The 20,271-nt window shown below is 43.4% G+C and carries 3 protein-coding genes; all 3 read right to left on the bottom strand.

All coding sequences use genetic code 11. The features are described from left to right. Positions 1 to 15: 15 nt before the first annotated feature. The 3 genes from OCI93_RS12695 to OCI93_RS12685 are packed head-to-tail and all read right to left on the bottom strand — an operon-like array spanning position 16 to position 20,243. A complete protein-coding gene (locus tag OCI93_RS12695) occupies positions 16 to 12,945 on the bottom strand; it encodes a non-ribosomal peptide synthetase (protein ID WP_261626535.1) in 12,930 nt (4,309 codons plus the stop codon). Further along, positions 12,932 to 13,906, bottom strand: coding sequence for a TauD/TfdA family dioxygenase (locus OCI93_RS12690; protein WP_261594190.1), 975 nt, complete (start codon positions 13,904 to 13,906; stop codon positions 12,932 to 12,934). The genes OCI93_RS12695 and OCI93_RS12690 overlap by 14 nt, the downstream gene beginning before the upstream one ends. 10 nt (positions 13,907 to 13,916) lie before the next feature. Then, positions 13,917 to 20,243, bottom strand: a complete 6,327-nt coding sequence (locus OCI93_RS12685; RefSeq protein ID WP_261626534.1) for a non-ribosomal peptide synthetase — start codon at positions 20,241 to 20,243, stop codon at positions 13,917 to 13,919. Positions 20,244 to 20,271 lie beyond the last annotated feature (28 nt).

The following is a 20,271-nucleotide window of genomic DNA, read 5'->3' as shown; positions in this document are numbered from 1 at the left end:
TAAATTCCTCTACAATTAAGCTCGTTGCTTTCTTTTTTGTGCAAGCTTATTGGTGCGCTTCGGTGTTTTACGTGCGTGATTTGATGACACTGGTTCGTTACTACTTTGTTGCCCCATTTCAAGGTCAACAAAGCGTGCCATTTCCTTGACAGTTGAATGCTCAAAGAAAGAAACCACATTGAAGGTGCCATTCATTTTTGCGTTGATTTTGCTGGCAACTTGAATTAAATGAACCGAACTTCCACCTAATTCAAAAAAGTTGGTCTCGATACCAATTTCGTTGTGCGATAACACATCTGTCCAAATATCCAACACAATTTGTTCAGTGGGCGTGCTCGGGGGCACCACTTTATGCTGGCTTTGCCAGTTAGGCGCAGGAAGCTGCTTTCTATCCACCTTGCCATTGGCACTTAAAGGAAGTTGTTTGAGTACCATAAACTTGCTCGGAACCATGTAGTTAGGCAATTTAGTAGCCAAATAACGGCGTACTGCCTGCTCATCAATGTGTGCAATTTTCAACTCACTATCGAGTACTAAATAAGCAACCAGTTGCTTAACTTGATTGATATCATCTTGCACAGTGACTATCGCATCGCTAACATGCTCGTGAGCGTTCAACACTGACTCTATTTCCCCGAGTTCAATTCGAAAGCCACGTATTTTCACTTGATGATCGATTCGTCCGATAAACTCAATATTGCCATCAGCCAGATACCGACCCATATCGCCAGTCTTATAAAGCTTTTCCTGTAACTGAGGGTGATAGATATAGCTCGCAGCACTTCTTTGCTCATCGTTGTAATAACAACGCGCGACCCCAACACCTCCGATGTGTAATTCACCCATTACGCCCACAGGGCATGGTTCTAAATCTTTACTCAGCACAAAGAATTTTTGGTTGGTCATCGGCTTGCCATACGGCACGCTCTTACGATCACTGGTGTCTGAAAGAATTGGATAAGAAATAGACCAAATAGACCCTTCGGTTGCGCCACCTAAGCTAAATACCTTGGCATTAGAGAATGTCTGCCATAAGCGCTTTGGTAGTGTTGGTGGGATCCAGTCCCCACTCATCATAACAACACGTAATTGGCTAGACCCTGTCATCTCACGCTGTTCATACTCACTTACTAACAGCTCTGCTGATGCAGGAACAGTATCCCAAATGGTTACACCGTGTTGTTCCACCATATTTGCCCAATGACTTGGATCTTTAAGATGCAACTGATGCGGAAAGACCACGGTTCCACCAACTGCGAGTAAACCAAATAAGTCATAAACAGATAGATCAAAGCTCAGTGCTGAAATGGCCAGTACACCATCTTGTGCTGTTACATTGTAAGTCTGGTTCACATCAATCAAGGTATTCACCACCGAGCGGTGCTCAATTGCTACCCCTTTGGGTTTCCCTGTTGAACCTGAGGTAAATATGACATAAGCCAAGTCAGTCACTTTTTGACGATAAATGAACTCATAAATGTGCTGCTCAAGGGTCTGCGTATGTTGCTGCGTTTGTTCTGCTGATAGCTGTGGCACGTGCGACGTCAAATCATCTTGTGGTTGCTCACCTACAATCACCATAACCGCATTTGCATGCGACAGTATTTGATCGCAACGCTGTGCAGGCCAAGTCACATCTAGCGGTAGATAGGCCGAACCAGACATCATAATGGCTAACGTTGCCACTAGCTGCCAACGCCCTTTAGGCAATCGAACAGCAATCAAGCTTTCTGTTTCGAATGCGTGTTCAGCGATATGCTGCTGCAATGCAACCGCTGCCCAGTACAACGCTTCATAAGTCATCGTGCCATGTTCATCAACCACGGCGATTGCATCGGGTGTTATACTCACTTGCTCAATAAAGAGTTGATGCATCAACTTATCATCTGGGAACGACCGTGTCGTATTGTTCCAATCGTACAACATGGTTTGTCGCTGCGCTTGAGGCAGCAGGTTTAGCCCTTCGATAGTCTGCTCTGGCGCCTTTAAAATATGCTCTAATAAGCATATAAAGCCGTCTGCCATGCGCTCTACCGTCTGCGCATAGAACAAATCAATGTTGTAATCCCATGACAATGCTAATGCACCATCAACTTCAACCGCATTAAGCAACAAGTCAAACTTTGATACGATTTCCTCTCGCTCAGCGGGAATAAAGTCAATGCCAGGCAGGCTCAGCGTTTCTTGCCCTTGGTTTTGTAACACAAACATGATCTGAAACAGCGGTAGGTGGCTTGCACTACGCTCTGGCTTTAACTCTTCTACCAACAATTCAAATGGGCAGTCTTGATGTTTAAATGCATTTAAAACCATGTCTTTCGTCGCGGCTAAGAAATCAACGAATTTAGGGTTATCTTGCAAATTATTTCGTAATGTTAATGTATTAAGAAAGAATCCAATCATTGGCTCTAAAGCCTGCTCAGTCCGCCCCGCAACCGGTGTGCCAATGACAATATCTTGCTCATGACTCCAACGTGCTAGTAACACCGCCAAGGTCGCTTGCAACGTCATAAATAACGTCACACCGTGCTTATCTGAAAATGCTTTTAAGTTTGCCAGCACATTACTATCTAGATGTCGCTCCACAATAGCACCTTGGTAACTTTGCCTTGCAGGGCGAGTTTTATCCAATGGTAAACTGTGAACCTGAGGTAGCGTCTTTAAGTGCTCAAGCCAATAAGCTTTATCATCAGCAATTTTTGCTTGTGAAGCGACTGATAGCTGCCAATGCGTATAATCTCTGTATGACACAGGCAGCGTAGGTAGTATTGCATTGCGCGCATTTACATGTGCATCATATAACTCTGTCAGTTCGCGAATTAAGACACTGATAGACCAACCGTCGGAGGCAATATGATGCATGTTAAACATCATTATATGATGGCTATCACTGAGTTTAATTAGCCCCGCACGTAACATTAGATCGCGGGTTAGATTAAATGGCTTAAGTGCATCTTCTTTGACTAATTCACGTACTTTTTGCTGTGCTCTTTGCTCATCTTGGTGACTTAAATCAGTGATACTCACTGGCACATAGCTCACCTCATTAACATGCTGGTAAGCGCCGTCATCATCGACAGCAATCACGGTTCGCAATGAAGCATGACGCGTCACAACTTCCTGTAGTGCATGCTGCAACGCAGCAACATCGAGCTGACCTTGAAGGTGGAAAACGGATGGAATATTATAGTGCACACTGCCTTCATCCATTTGTTCAATCAACCACATACGTTGTTGCGCATAAGACAGCGGTACACGCAATGAATCATCAACCGCTTGCACTCCTTGCTCATCACTTTGCACCAAGTGCACTGCCAATTGCTTAATCGAGGGGTATTCAAATAGCGTTTGCAGTGCAAAGCGTTTTTGCATCCGCTCTTTCACAGCACTATTCATTCGTATTGCCAGCAGTGAGTGACCCCCTAACGTAAAGAAGTTATCTTCACAACTAACGGTGTCGCGTTTTAATAATTCACACCAGATCTCTTGCAGTAATGACTCATCGGCATTCGTTGGCTCAACATAGTGCGTTACCTTACTTGCTTGCACATCAGGCAGTGCTCGGTAATTTACTTTGCCATTCGCTGTTACCGGCAATGCTTCTAGATATACAAAGTGTGATGGGATCATGTAATCCGCAAGTGTTTCACGTAAATGCAGGCTCACAACATCATCAGATAATGTTGTAGTATGTGTAGGAACTACATATGCAATCAGGCACTGTTCTTTAACTACTAATGCAGCATGTGACACAGCATCCATAGTGACCAATGCGGCTTCGATTTCTGCCAGCTCAATTCGATAACCACGTAGCTTAACCTGATTATCAATACGACCCAGATAAGCTAAGTTGCCATCTGCTCGCCAACGTACCAAATCACCGGTTCTATATACATCTGTTGTGCGACCATCAGCGCCTTCAATTTCGACATATTGACGCGCGGTGAGCTCTGCTTGGTTAAGATAGCCTTGGCTTACGCCAGCACCTTCAATACAGCACTCGCCAACCATGCCTGGTGGCACAACCTGTTGCTGCTCGTCAACAATGTGAATGTGTGTATTGCTCAGTGGTCGGCCAATATGGCTATCCAACTGTGTTGTGATCACGGCGTAGGTTGCGTCTATAGTCGCTTCTGTCGGCCCGTATGCATTAATGGCAAACTGTCCACCTTGCTGCATATGTTGGCCAATTCTTTGCCATAGTTGTGCACTCACCGCTTCGCCGCCTACAATAAGCGATGGTAATTGTGCATTGGCTATATGCGTTTCATTAAGTAATAACTCCGCAAAAGCCGGTGTACAATCAAAAATATCTATCTGTTTTTGTGTTAACAATGAAACAAAAGCACTCGGCTCCATCCGAGTATCTTCATCGATTAACACTAAACTTGCACCTAAGCCCAATTGGCTCACTGCCTGCAAAGAAGCATCAAACATCAAAGGGGCATTCCATGCCCAACGGTATTCTCCTGCAATACCTTGCGCTTGCAGCAACTCATGCAAACTATAAGTTAGACTTGCTAAATTACCGTGGCTTACCTTTACGCCTTTTGGCTGACCGGTGGTCCCAGAAGTGTAAAGTATATAGGCAAGTTGGGTTGCTAATGGGAATTGGCAATCATCAAGCTCTGAGCCTGCTAACCATGACTCATCACTGGCAGCCCCATCTAGCATAATGATATCTAGCCCCAGCGTATCAAACTGTGTAGCATCATTGCCCACGGCAAGAATAGTTTGAATATCACTGTCTTCACATATATAGGCTAAACGCTTACTGGGAGCTTTAGAGTCCAAGGGGACAAACACGGCCCCTAAACGCATCGTAGCCACTACCGCGATAAGTAGTTCTGCACTTCTGCTAGTTGCAATTCCTACCCTATCTCCCACTTCAACGCCAGACTCATTCAGTAATGCTGCCAACCTATTTGCTCGTTCCATTAGCTGTGAAAAACTCAATTGTTGCTGCTGGTACTCAATGGCTAACGCATTTGGTTTACGCTCTGCATAAGACGCAATTTGCTCAACCACACTCACTGGCGCCGTTATTTGAGCAACTTCAGGCTTTTTCTGAAAATTTATAAGCTGTTGTTTTTGATCATCATTAATGATTTTCAACGCGCCTATAGACACCTCTGGTTCAGCTAATACTGCATCAACTAATGTCATGAAACTCGCCGCCATAGCTTCTATAGTGGCGGTATTAAACAAATCACTGTTGTATACCCAGTGCAGGGCAATCTCTTTATTTTTCTCCGTTGCACTGAGCATGATGTCAAACTTCGCCCGAGTTGTTGCCAGCTCAATTGGTGTCATCTCAACACCTGACCAATCAAACGTCTCTGATGGCATATTTTGCAGCACAAACCACAACTGAAAAATAGGTAAATGGCTGGTGCTTCTTGGTGGGTTTAACGCTTCAACTAACGTATCAAAAGGCAGCTCTTGGTGCGCCAAATCCGATAAAATATCAGCGCGTGTTTGCTCAAAATATGTATCAAAGCTTTGCTCAAAGTCGACGTGGTTGCGAATTGCAATGGTATTAACAAAACAGCCAACTAAATCTGCCACGGCGCTATTTGAGCGCCCAGCAACAGGCGATCCAATTACCACATCTGTTGTTCGGCTCCAACGAGCAATAGTCAGTGCATATAGCGACTGCAATACCATAAATAACGTGGCTTCTCGCTGTTGTGCAAAACTATTGAGCCGTGCCGTGGTTTGCTCATCTAGCTTTAACCATAGCTGTTGCGCATGGGTGCTCATGCGTGCCGGTCTTGGTTTATCTAACGGCACACCATGCACCACAGGAATATCAACCAATCTATCCAACCAGTATTGTTTACGCTGCTCGACAAACTGACCCTGATAATGCGTTGTTTGCCACTGGGCATAATCACTAAATTGAATTGGCAACTTTTTTAATACCGCCTCAGTGCCATTGACATAACTGGTGTATAGCGCATTAAGCTCTTTAACGATAATACCTATCGACCACCCGTCACATGCAATATGATGAATATTGATCAATAAGTGATGTAACGAGTCGTGCTCACGAACTTGCGTAACACGCAGCATGGGTGAACCAGATAGCTCAAAAGGCATTTGTGCTGCCATTTCAAACAACGTAGTTATTTGCGCCCTTCTATCTTTTTCTGCAAGCGAACTCACATCATGTTGCTCAATTGCAAACTCACAAATGGTACTTACAATCTGCCAAGCTTGACCCTGTTGTTCGTGATAAGACGTTCGTAGGATCTCATGCCTTGCAACCAATTGCTCAAACGCATATTCAAGTGCCTGTTGATTAAGTTTGCCGCGTAATGTAAAGGCCACAGGCATATTGTATTGCGCACTTTCGCCTTCTACATTGTCAATAAACCACAGGCGATGTTGCTCAAAAGACAACGGTGCTTTATCACTATTTTGTGTGGGCACAATAGCGGGTAAGGTTGCTGTATCACCTTGCTCAGTAATCCATTTAGCCAACGATGCTAGCTTAGGGTGGGTAAAAATAGCTTTAATCGGTAAGTTAATCGATAAACGCGCCTGCACTTCACCTGCTAATCGGGTTGCTAAGAGTGAATGCCCTCCTAACTTAAAGAAATCACTATTACGCCCTACTTTAGATATATTCAACAAGTCTTGGAAAATCTCAGCTAAGGTTAACTCCAACGCCCCTTTTGCAGGTACAAGCGTCTCGTTTGAAGACGAATCCAAATGTGGCGCAGGCAGTGCCGCTCTATCCAATTTTCCATTATCGTTCAATGGTAACGCAGCAAGTAGTACAAACTCACTGGGTACCATGTAATCAGGTAAAGCCTCTTGTAATTTGGCTTTTAACGTTTGTGCACTTAGCGAAGTTGTGTTGTCGCTTACAGTGAAATAGGCAATTAAGCGCTTCGTTCCAACGGAGTCTAGCATCACGTTCACACAGCTATCTTTAACACCATTTAGCTTTGCAAGTGCCGATTCAATGTCACCAAGTTCAATTCTAAAACCTCTCACTTTAACTTGGTGATCGCCGCGTCCTATATAATCCAAAACACCATCCGCACGCCAGCGAACCAAATCACCCGTTCTATACAATTTAGGCTCTTCGATATGCGCTAATGTGACAAAACTACTTTGCGTTTGTTCTGGCTGACCAACATACTCTATTGCAACGCCATCACCTGCCACATACAACTCGCCAATCGCACCTTGCGGCAAGAGCGCTTGTTGCTCAGACAATACATAGCAACGTGTACCTGCAATGCTCGGCCCAATTGGAACCGCTCTATTGGCCTTTTCTTGCACATCATACACAGCAGTAAACGTAGTATTTTCCGTTGGTCCATAGCCATTCAATAAATGTTTAGGCTTGCCACCAGCAATCACCTTGTTAACACTTTCAACACTTAATGCCTCGCCGCCAACAACAACATACTTCATGCCCGCAAAGGTATCAGGCTTAGTATTTGCGAGTTGATTAAACAGTGAGGTGGTCACAAACATCGTACTTATCTTATGCTCACCAATCGCCTGCTTTAGCTGCTGTGCACTCAACAACGTTTCTTTATCTACAAAGTGTAAACGGGCACCATTTGCAAGCGCTCCCCAGACCTCAAGCGTAGTGGCATCAAAAGAGGGATTTGCCGCTTGTGCTACACAGTCTTGCTGATCAAAAGTAATAAAGTTGGCATCTACCACAAGCCTGACAATACCACTGTGAGGCACTAATACACCCTTGGGTCGTCCAGTAGAACCTGAGGTAAAGTTGATGTAAGCACCCTTTTTACTATCAACCTGCTGATCTAAATTGTATGTAGAGCATTGCTGTAAGCTTTGTATTGTTGATGCTGCATCCATCGCAATACACTCAACAGGTAATGCTGAAACACGTAATAATGTGTTTGTCGTACATAGCACCACATTAATATCTGTGTCGTTGAGCATCGTAGTTAAGCGCTCAGCCGGATAGCTCAAATCTAAAGGTACATAACTGGCACCCACTTTTAGTGTTGCCAGCATTGCAATAACCATATCTGGGCCTTGCTCACACCCTATACCAACAAAATCGCCAGATTGAACATTATAACTTTGCAACAATCGTGCTAACCGATTAGCACGATTATTAAGATCTTCATAGTTGATTGCTTGTTGTTGATATGTCATTGCCACATTACTTGGTGTTGACGCAGCAACAGACTCTACATATTGATGAATGCAAGGGAATGGATGTTGTTGTGGTTGATGCGCGTTAAATTGCGCTAACTGTGCACGCTCACGGGTGCTAAGCAACATTAAGTCAGAGATTGAACTCGCACGATTACCTGCCAGTGCGCCAATAAAGTTTTGCAAACGTGTACAAAAACTCTGCATGGTGCCTGTACTAAACAAGGCTGTGTCATATTGCAGTGTCAGCTTCATTTGCTCACCGTTTTGTCTAGCATTCAGCAGCAGGTCAAATTTTGAGTTCGCGTTATCAAACTCTATCGGCGACAATTTTTTTCCATCAATACTAAGCGCTGGTAACGTGTAATTACTCATGCTGAACATAATTTGGCACAGTGGTGCATGAGCACGGCTTCGCTCTGGATTAAGTTGCTCCACTAAATAGTCAAACGGCATATTTTGATGTGCTAGCGCATCGAGGTGCGTTTGTTTTACTCTGGCTAATAAATCCGTAAATGATTCATTCGTTTTATGCGTCACTCGCAGCACAATGGTATTGATAAAGAAACCAATCAGAGACTCTAAACGTGTATCTTCACGGTTCGCTACAGGCATACCAATCACAATGTCCTGCTCATTAGCATATTCACTGATCATCAATGAATAACAAGCATGTAACACCGTTGATAATGTACATTGTTGTGCCAACGCAATGTCCTGCAAATCATCTAGTATCGCTTTCGATAAGGTGAAGCTCTCTTTTGCACCTTGGAACGACGGTTCGCTAGGGCGAGTGTAATCTAGAGGAAAACTATGGACTGCAGGCAATTGCGCCAGCTGATTGCGCCAATATTCAAGATCATTGCTACCTGCTTCACATTGCATGTACTGCTGCTGCCAAGCCGCATAATCACTATATTGAATTACCAATGGTGTAAGCGATACATTGGTATTTGCCGTATATTGCTCATAAAAAGCACTAAACTCATGCATTAAGTTCGTCATAGACCAACCATCACTGGCAATATGATGAACATTGATTAGCAACACACCTTGAGTATCGCTCAGATATACGTAGCCCACTTTAATCAGTAAGTCACAGCTCAAATCAAATTGGTGTTGGTGCTGCGCTTTAATTAATTGACTGAGCACATGTTGCGCATCTGAGTGGCCAACTAGATTGTGCTCAGCAATCTCAATATGAGGTGTTACCTGTAGTTGCGTGCTCGGGTGTCCATTACTGCTGGTAAAGTTCGTACGTAATGCATGGTGGCGCTCAATAATATTCGCCACTGCATAACGAATTGCGGCTATTTCAAGATGCCCCTCTACCGTTAATGCCACTGGCATATTGTAATGGCTACTGCCGCCTTCAAATTGATCGATAAACCATAAACGTTGCTGTGCATATGACAAAGGCGCTTCATTGGCATTAACCAGCGCTGGCATTTTCAACACATCTCGGCCTTGAGCACTGTCAATTAAATGAGCGAGTTCACTGAGCACCGGCGTATCAAAAATATCACGAATATGTAAATCAACCGCAAATACCTGACGGACGCGTGCCAATAATCGAGTCGTTAGCAGTGAATGTCCACCCAGCTCAAAAAAATGTGCATTGGCACTGATGTTATCGCTTCCTAATAGCTCTTGATAAAGCGCTTGTAACGATAGTTCAGTATCAGTACTTGGAGCTATGAATTGGTAACTCGCGGCCTCATAAGGCATGGGGAGAGCCTTGCGGTCTAGTTTGCCATTTTCAGTCAGCGGAAGTTGCTCTAAAGCAATAATATGATCTGGTACCATATGCGTTGGTAGTTGATCTTTTAGGTAGTTAGTTATCTTTTGCGTTGTTGCATCTGCCACAACATAGGCTATCAGTTGGGCTTTAGCATCTATTTCTTTGATAACAACACAAGCTTGTGTAATATCATTACAGGCCAATAAAGTGTGTTCAATCTCACCCAATTCTATGCGGTAACCCCGTACTTTGATCTGATCATCAGAACGACCTAAGTAGCTGATATCACCATTTAAGTCTTGAACAACTAGATCTCCAGTACGATAACCTTTGAGTGTTTTTTGACCAATAGTTAACTCAACGAAACGACCTTCATCGGCCGTACTTTGCAAATATCCTTGAGTGACGGACGCACCAAAAATAACCAACTCACCTTTTACACCATTGGGTACAGGTTGCTCACCTTGCATGACTAAACCGAGCAAGTTATCAAAAGGTTTACCAATAGGCACTGACCGTTGCGTTTCAGTACCCATTACTTCGTAAGTCAAACACCCAATTGTTGCTTCAGTTGGACCATAGTGATTGATCACACTACATGGCTGTAATTGCTGCGTGCGTAGCTTTAATATGGTATCTCGTAGTGCAATAGAAAAGTTCTCACCACCGAGTAATAAATAGCGCTTTGGCAACACTTTTGCGTCGACTGCACCATCTAATAAAGCAGCAAAATGACTCGGCGTAAATTTAGCAACGTCAATATGGTGCGTAGCGAAGTAATCAGCAATGGCGGCACCATCAATCACACATTCTTTGCTAAGCACATGTAAAGTACCTTGCCCAAGCAAAGCGCCAAACAGCATTGTATTACCTAAATCGGTTGCTAAGGTAGCCGTTTGCGCAAATTGCCAGCCCGCATCAAATGGATAACGAGCCGTTAATTGGTCAATATAATTGAGTAAGTTTTTATGACTAACAGGCACCCCTTTAGGCAAGCCCGTTGAACCTGAAGTGAAAATAACATACACCGCAGCCTCAGCATCTACCTTAATCGGAAACAGCTCAATATCTTGATAATCCTCAAGCCAATCTGCTTGTTCAGCTCCACTAAGGCTGACCATTTCTAACTCTGTTAATGGAAAGTCATTACTTGCTGAAGTAGACACAAGTACAAATTCAAGCTGACTTTGTTCAGCAATATGCGTTAATCGTGCCTCGGGATACTCTGGGTCCATAGGCACATAAGCCGCGCCAACTTTGATAATAGCAAGTAACGCAATGGTCGCTTCAAGCGAGCGCTCAGCGCATACACCTACACAATCGCCGGCTTCTATGCCTTGCTCCTGTAAAAATGCGGCGAGTTTGTGGCTTTGTCTATCAAGTTCGCCATAGCTTAACTGTGCACCACCTTCAATAACACCAACGCGCTCAGGTGAAGCAATTACACTTGCTGCAAAACGCTCACTTAATAATGTTAAATCCCCCGCGGTGTGCTTAACATGATCGGCGTCAATCTCATCATCATCTAATTTCAACTGCCATACCGATGTATCAGGCTGGGCCATAATTTGCTTAGCTAAAGATATAAACTGCTCAGCAAATACGGCTACTTTTTTTGCTAGAAATAAATCACTATTGTATTCCCAAACCAGTTCACATGACTCATCCGACACGTTCGCTTCAAATTTCAGATCATAGCGGGCTTGCTGCTGCTCAATTCGCTCTAATTGTACCTCTTGACCATTGAGCTCAATGCCATTTTGACGATTTTGATGTACAGAAAACCACAATTGAAACAATGGATTAATCGCTTTTGAACGTTGTACATTTAAACGTTCAACCAACATATCAAAAGGTACATCTTGATGTGAAAAAGCTTGATTTAACTGAGCTTTATTTGCCTGTAATAAGCTATCAAAATCAGCATCAAAGTCGATGTGGTTTCTCAATACCAATGTATTTGAGAAAAACCCGGTTATCTGTTGTGTATTATGATGACTGCGATTCGCCGCAGGCGTGCCCATCACAACATCAGATTGACCGCTGACTCGAGCAACCCAAACAGCATAAAGTGCTTGCATCACCACATAAACCGTAGTGCCAGCTTGTAATGCTTTGCTTTTGAGCCACTGGCTTAGCTGTGGGTCTAATACCTGTGAAATACGCTCACCATTGAACTGCTGCTCAGCAGGGCGTGCTTTATCCAAAGGAATTTCATGTACACCCGGTGCATCTTGTAAAGTCGCCTGCCAATACGCCAACTTCTGCTCCAACAAGTGGCCCTGCAAAGTTTTTTGTTCCCATACTGCGTAGTCAACGTATTGCAGTGCTAGAGGCCCTAGTTGCACGGTTTCATTGTTCGCAAGAGATTGATAAATTTCGCTAAGGTCTCGTACTAGAATATTTTGCGACCATGCATCTGAGACAATATGATGCACCACAAGTACCAAACAATGTTCCTCTTCATTGAGCTTAATCAAGACAGCTCTTAACAGCAGATCACTATCTAGTTTAAAGGGCGTCTGTGCTGCAACTTGTTTTACTTGTTGCAAAGCCTCTTTTTGCTGATCAGCGGCTAAGGTACTTAAGTCTTCATACTGTAATGGGAAGTTAGGGACTGCCTGCAGCTTTTGCCAAGGCTCCCCATTGGTTTGCCCGAAGACAGTACGCAAGCTTGAATGGCGCTGCACCAATTCAGTCAGGGCATTTGCTACGATACCGTCATTGATCTCCCCTTCAATACGTAACGCACATGCTCCGTTGTACGCTGAGCTTTCATCAGCTAGCTGTGCAACAAACCACAAACGTCTTTGATTATAAGACAGAGGTAAAGGCTCATAACGCTGCGTGTCAGACAATGGGGTTATATCGCTATCTAGCGCCTCTGATTGTTTCAAGTATGTAACCAAGTCAGCTTTATTGATTTTAATACTTTTAATTAAAGAGTCTGTTAACGCTGATTTGTTGCCAGACACTTTTAGGTTTTCACCATTCAATGACAAAGTGACACCCAGCGCCGTTAGTTCTTGCAGTAAATCAAGCACACTCATTTTGCTCACCTCTTTGTGCTTGCGCAGCTAATGTGTTTGCTTCTACCATCGAAACTAAGATACGGCGATTGCCTTTGTATGGTTGGCGACCATGACAGTACAACATGTTATCAATGATCATCAGGTCGCCGCGCTGCCAAGTAAACTTAACCTTCTGGGCCAAGAAAGCTTGGCGGATCACCGCTAGGTACTCCTCCTCAATTGGCTCACCATCACCATAGAATGAATGGCGCGGTAAAGACTCTGTTGAGAATGTTTCCTCTAACGCTTTGCGATTCGCTTCATCATGATTTGATACATGAAATAAATGGGCTTGATTAAACCAAATTTTTTCACCCGTAATTGGGTGTGTTTGTACCGCAGGACAGATTTGGCGAGTTCTTAAGCCATCATCATCTAACCATTCAAATTGAATGTCGTTTTTAATGCAATATGCTTCAGCCTCTGCTTTCGTTTCGACCTGAAACACTTCACGCCAAGGCAGTCCAACTGCATCATAATTGCGCAGATACATAACACCTTTTTGCTCAAACTTTTCACGTATATGTGCTGGTATTTGATCATAAATTTTACGGCTATCAGCAATCGGCGTTTCGCCTTCTTCACTAGGCGCGACCAAACACAAAAAGGCAAGCTTCATCGGCCATTCATGGGAGTAAGCATTTTCATTGTGCAGTGGAATTGACTCTTCCGGAGGATATTCCGTTGACGTATACACATTACCTTTTAGCTCTTTACGTGGTGTTGAGCGATTGGTATAGCTCAGTAACTCTTCTGAGAACATATGCGAGATAATTTTACCAAACTGAGCACTACTTATAATGTTTAAGCCTCTGAGCAAAATGGCACCATGGGTTTCAATCTGCTGTCTAATCGCATCTTGATGTTGCTCAATCCAAGTCATCAGACTTAAGCCGTTTAATTCTACTGGGTATTCAATACTAGTTAGTTGCTGATTCATAATTCTGTTCCTATATCTCAAATTCTATTTTTTCTTCATTGTTATCAATAGATTGATTATCTTTCTTGGTGTCTTCCAACAGCCAAGCTAAGTCGGTAATAGTGGGGTTATCCATTAACGTGCGCAGGGGCACTTTGACACCAGTTAATATCTTGATTTCATTACTTAAGCGAGTAGCTAGCAGTGAGTTACCGCCTACTTCAAAAAAGCCTTTATCAATTGAAATACGATCGTTATTGAGTAAATCGCACCATAGGTCATGCACTAGCTGTTGCTGTACCGTTGTGGCAGCGACTAACTGTTCGTCAGACTCTCCTTGCGCTAAGATTTTGATGGCTTTTATATCGAGTTTGCCGTTAGCCAGTAATGGCATACACGCTACAAATGAAATAACGCTAGGCAGCATATGTGCAGGTAAAATATTGGCCATTTCTTGGCGAACTTGCTGAACCGATAAAGATGCCTCACCAGCTGTGCATTCAATCACACAGTAGAGTTGCTCCTGACCCGCTTCACCTCGAATGAACGTGGTTGCATTGCTGGCGTGACAAATCGCTTTTGCCACTTCTGTTATCTCTTGGGTTTCAACACGGAACCCTCTTATTTTTACTTGATCATCATTTCGACCAGCAAACTCAATTAGTCCTAGCGTATTGATACGAACTCGGTCACCACTGCGATATCCGCGCACTAACAGTCCATTTTCATCCGTCCATTCAATAAAGCGTTCTGCTGTAAGTTGCGGCTGATTTAAGTACCCCTGAGCGATAGCTGGGCCACAGATAATCAGTTCGCCCCATGCACCTTTTACCACGGCTTTTAATTGCTCATTAACAACATAAACAGACGTTCCAGGCAGAGGTAAACCAAGTGGCATTACCACATTGTCAGCAAGACTTTGAACTTCATGAGTTAAACAGCCAATGCAGGCCTCTGTTGGTCCATAGTGGTTAATAACGCGTATCTGAGGATGGTCATTTTTTACTAACGCAGCCGTTGATGCTGGCAGCTTCTCACCCCCAAAAATCATTGTGTGCTGCGCTATTGGGTGATGTTCAGATGAACTCAAAGCACTGAAATGACTTGGTGTTAGTTTAGCCACATCAATACCGTATTTATCGAAGTACTGGCATACTAAATCACTACTTAGCACAGCTTGTTCACCTAACAAGTGCATGGTGCCAGCACTTGCCAAACTTAAAAATAAGGTAGTGTTTCCTAAGTCAGTGGCGATAGATGACATCACGGCATAACTAAGCTTCGATTCAAATTGATACTGACAAATCAAGCCACTTAAGTAGTGCGATAAATTAGCATGGGTAACCACCACCCCTTTTGGCTGCCCTGTTGTGCCTGATGTGTAAATCACATAAACAGGGTCATGTGGATTTATTACAGGAGCGTCGAGTATTGGTTCAATATCAGCCAGCCAATCAGGTTCATCGACAGCTTCAATTAAACAGCTATCAACCGCACAATTATCAAAATCATGTAAATATTGGCTGGTGGTTAGAATCAGCGCAGGCTGTGCATCATTAATCACAAACTCAATACGCTCAGCAGGTAATGCTAAATCCAGAGGTAAATAGGCAGCGCCCAATTTTAGTGTCGCTAACATACTCACAATGGCTTCCAAGCCTCGCTCAAACTTCAAAGCCACATAGCTACCTTGCTCAACACCCATGTCAGCCATGAGTCCTGCGAGCCTGTCGACGCGTTGCGCCAACGCTTGATAAGTTAGTGAGCGGGTACCATCAACCACTGCCACACGATTTGGTTCATGCATTAACCAATGCTGGAAAGCTTGACAAACATTCTCTAGATATTGCGGTGTAGTAAGTGGCTGCGCCTCAACCACTGATAGGTTCTGTTTTTGAGCTATCTCAAGTTCACTAATAGCAAGGTGAGGGCTTGCCAATGCTTGAGCTAATATGCTTTCCATTAATCGAGCAAATGCTTGAATTGTCTCAGCCTTGAAAAGTGAACGGTTAAACTGCCATTCCAAATGCAGTTCATCACCTGACTCACTGGCCGCCAGCATTAGATCAAACTTAACCAATCTGGTGTTCGCCTCATCTTGCACTATGTGCGTATCTGCCAGAGAAAAATTGCTACCTGGGGTCGCTTGAGTATTTAACACAAACCACAATTGAAATAATGGGTGGGCCCCTTGTACTCGTTGTGGATTCAAATGCGACATCAATTGCTCAAATGGCACAGATTGATTGGCGATATTATTCAACCAATGCTTATGGCTTTGTGTTACATGATTGGTAAATGATGCATGATTATCAAATTGGCTGCGTAATACCAAAGTATTGGTAAAGCAACCAAGTAAATCGTGTGTTTCTTTTCGCTCACGCCCCGCAATAGGAGTGCCCATTAATATGTCAGTTTGACCACTAAACATACTCATCGTCAAAGCATATGCTTGCTGTAGAGCAGTAAACATGGTCACTTTCTGCATTTTTGCAAATTGTTTGAGCTTAGCTGTCAACTCGGCACCCAGTTGAGTACGTACAATACTCCCCGTCGGCTGCCATTGTTTAGGCCTTGTATAATCGAGAGGTAGCTGGTGGCACTGTGGCGCATCATTAAGGTGAGACTGCCAATAACCCAACTCTTCGGCAAAGTCGCCATTACTAATACGCGCTTGTTGCCAATCAGCAAAGTTAGCATATTGCAGTTTTAATGGGGTAAATGATGGCTCTCGGTCACAATTAAAACTCTGATAAGCTTGTTCTAGTTCTTCAAAGAATAGATTTAACGACCAGCCATCTAAGGCAATATGATGTAGCGTGATACAGCAATAATGCTCTTCACTAGCCAATTTAATTATTTGCACACGCACCATTAAGTCGGTTGCTAAATTAAACGGCTTACTTATCTCATTTTCAAAAAGTTCCTTACAAAGCTGTTGCGTTAAGGTACTTGGAATATCACTAAAATCATGTTTATTAAGTATATTATCAAACTGCAACTGAGCAAATTGAACAACCTCATCAGCCTCAGTTTTATAGTTGGTACGTAAAATTTGATGTCTTTGTACAAGACACTGGAGTGCATCCTCGAGAGCTTCAACATTTAATGGCCCTTTGATGTGAAAAGCACCCGGAATATTATATTTAGCATTAACACCATTGAGCTGTTGGTCTTGCCAAATTTGCTGCTGTGCAAGCGATAGCACACCTGATGCCTGCAGCCCTTCAAAACTGTCTAAAGTAACCTCATTTGAGCTGACTTGTGTCTCAATCACCTTAGCTAAAGATTCAATCGTATGATGCCTAAAGATACAATCTAGAGACAACTCAACTCCTAACTCTTGGCTTATTTTTGCAACTAATTGCATCGCAATGAGTGAATGACCACCCAGTTCAAAGAAGCTATCTTGTATGCCAATAGGCCCATTAAGTAATGTGACCCAGATATCATGTAAATGCTGTTCTAATTGGTTTCTGGGTGCCACATGAACTTTGCTGTGATCCTTGCCTATTTGCTGCAAAATGGCTTTACGATCCAATTTGCCATTTGATGTCACAGGCAAAGACTCAAGGACCACGATGCGGTTTGGCAACATAAAGTGTGGTAGCTGAGCGCTTAAATAGTCTTTTAGCTGCGCATCTAAACCCTCTTGAGATATTGTTGCGTTAGATAACCGTATAGCAGCAATAATTTGTTTATCTTCACTGCATACCACCGCACACTCAGATACATATTCATGACCTGTCAGCGACGCCGCAATTTCTGACAGTTCAATTCGGAACCCTCTAATTTTAACCTGCTGATCTTGGCGTCCCATGTAAGCCAAAGTGCCATCCATATGCCAATGCGCCATATCACCGGTACGATAGACTCTTTGCGTTTGTCCGCCGATGAGCACATCGATAAACTTATCGTTAGTTGCTTCTTCATTGTTTAAGTACCCCAGCGCTAATCCTTCGCCAGCAACACATAGCTCTCCAACACACCCCAGCGGCAACATTTGCTGGTTCTCATCTAAGATAAAACAAAGTGAATTATCTATTGGCTTACCAATGGGCAAACGCGAACCTATTAGGTCTGTGCCGTAGACACTATGGCAAGTACTGAATGTAGTGTTTTCTGTCGGCCCATAGCCATTAATAAAGCGAACACTAGGCGCCTTAGCGAATAAGCTTTTGACCGACTCAGCCGATACAACATCTCCACCAGCCAACACTTGCGTTAAACAGCTTGGTACTATCTCAATATCATGCACCCATCGGTCAAATAAAGCCGAAGTTAACCACATGCTGTTCACTTGGTGTGTGATGATTGTGTCGTGCAAACGCGTAAACGATAAATCCGCTTGAGGGTAAAGTACCAACTTTCCGCCATTGAGAAGCGGTGCCCAAATCTCTAATGTTGCAACATCAAATGACACATTAGATAGTTGCAACATACAAAGTGATGAGTCGATAGCCATGAAGTTGCTATCAATGACCAATCGCGTGATGCCTTGATGTGGGATCATCACTCCTTTAGGTTTGCCTGTAGAGCCCGATGTGAACATCAAATAAGCAAGCTCATGATTTATTTCAACATCAACATTGTTAGTAGGCTGGCTTGCAATCAAAGAACACCATTGCTGCGAACCTATATCTATACGCTCACAAACCAGTTCCGATGCCATTAAGCTCGCACTATCGGTGAGCAATAATGGACACTCGCTAACTTCAAGCATTTGCTCTTGACGCTCAATTGGGTAGCTGGCATCAATAGGCATATACGCTTTGCCCGCTTTTAAAATACCCAAAACAATGGCTATCATTTCAATTGAGCGCTGACTCGATATCCCTATCACTTGAGCTTGAGGCGCACACTCAAGTAATGCATGTGCAATTTGATTCGCTTGCTGATTAAGCTCCCGGTAAGTAATGCTCTGTTCACTTTGCTCTATTGCCACAGCATCGGCAAACTGTACTGCCGTTGCTGCAAATCGAGTTTCAATTCGTTGCGTTTGAGCTTGGCTTTGCCCAGCCCATGCGATCAACTGAGACTGTTCAGCAGGTGTGACTATCTCTAATTCAGAAAGAGGTAACTCTGGGTTCTCAGCCAGTTGTTCTAGCATGAATAACATACGATCTAGATGTAGTGCGCCTTCTTGTGTATCAAAATAAGCGTTATTTGTATCTGTTTGAATTTGCGTATCTTGATGTTCACCATATTCACAAATAGTAAAGGTAAAAGGGACTCGTTCGCTGTTTGAAGTTAAAAAGTAAGACTCTGTTGCACAATCTTCATTACCTACCACGTAATCCAGCAGCTGATAGTTAAACTGAATATCAAACAATCGTGCCGGTATTGCCTTGTTGCTTTCTTCAATCGCTTTATGAATCGGAAAGCGCAAGTGCCTTGCACTTTTAGCCATGGTTCCTTTAATGTTTTGGATTAGTCCGCAAAGGGTGTCACAAGGCGCTTTTTCAAAACGCATAGGACTGACGCTTACATATGACCCAACCACCTGCTTATCAGCCGAAGAGCGATTATGAGATGGCATACCAAAAGCAAGTACATTTTCTGATGTAACACGATTGAAGTAGCAATATAGTAATGCCAAAAATAAATGGTGAACCTGCCCACCATGGCTTTTTGCAAGTGCTTGCCATTGTGCATATTTGGACTGCGAAATAGCCCTTGTTTCACGGTGACTACACTGTGCCACTTGCTGACACAATATAGGCTCCTTCGCTTCAAATACTAAGCTTGGCATTTGCTGCAATTCAGCGAGCCAATACGCCAAAGAACGCTGATATTGCTTGCTATTTACATAGTCAGAGCGAGACTCAACACTGTCAATAAAAGAGAAAACCTCAGGTTCAGGTTCTGCACCCTCAATCCCAGCCATACGCATATACTGATTGATCAGGTTCTTTATCCATAGACTGTATCCCCATCCATCCATAGCAAGATGATGAGATACGGTATAAAACCAGTAGCAAGTATCTGATAACTTAACTAAACCAGCTCGTTGAGGCGATTCAACTATCAACTTAAATGGTGATGCATAGGTTTTTTTAATAAGCGCTAGTGCATCTTCTCTAGGGTGTGTATGTGCAGTAAAATCGTGCAGAAGAAGCTTAGGCCCGACAGTTTGCAAATATTGGTACGGCTTCCCATCATGAGAATCGAACCTTAAATAGAAGGCATCATGCCTTGTCGCAGCAACATCAAATGCCCGTTCGAATAGTGCCATATCAATTTGAGACATCAATTCAACATATCCGCCGATATTATAAATTGGCGATTGTGGGTGCTTTTGCTGATCCAAAAATATATCCAGCTGCGATAAACTCAGTGCGTGGTGTTTACAATCCATAACTATTCTCTTTAAGTAAGACGACCTA

This window comes from Pseudoalteromonas holothuriae (assembly GCF_945859825.1).
GTDB classification, from domain to species: Bacteria; Pseudomonadota; Gammaproteobacteria; order Enterobacterales; family Alteromonadaceae; genus Pseudoalteromonas; species Pseudoalteromonas holothuriae.
The sequence above is the reverse complement of the archived record's forward strand: the minus strand, read 5'-3'. Positions and strand labels throughout refer to the sequence as shown.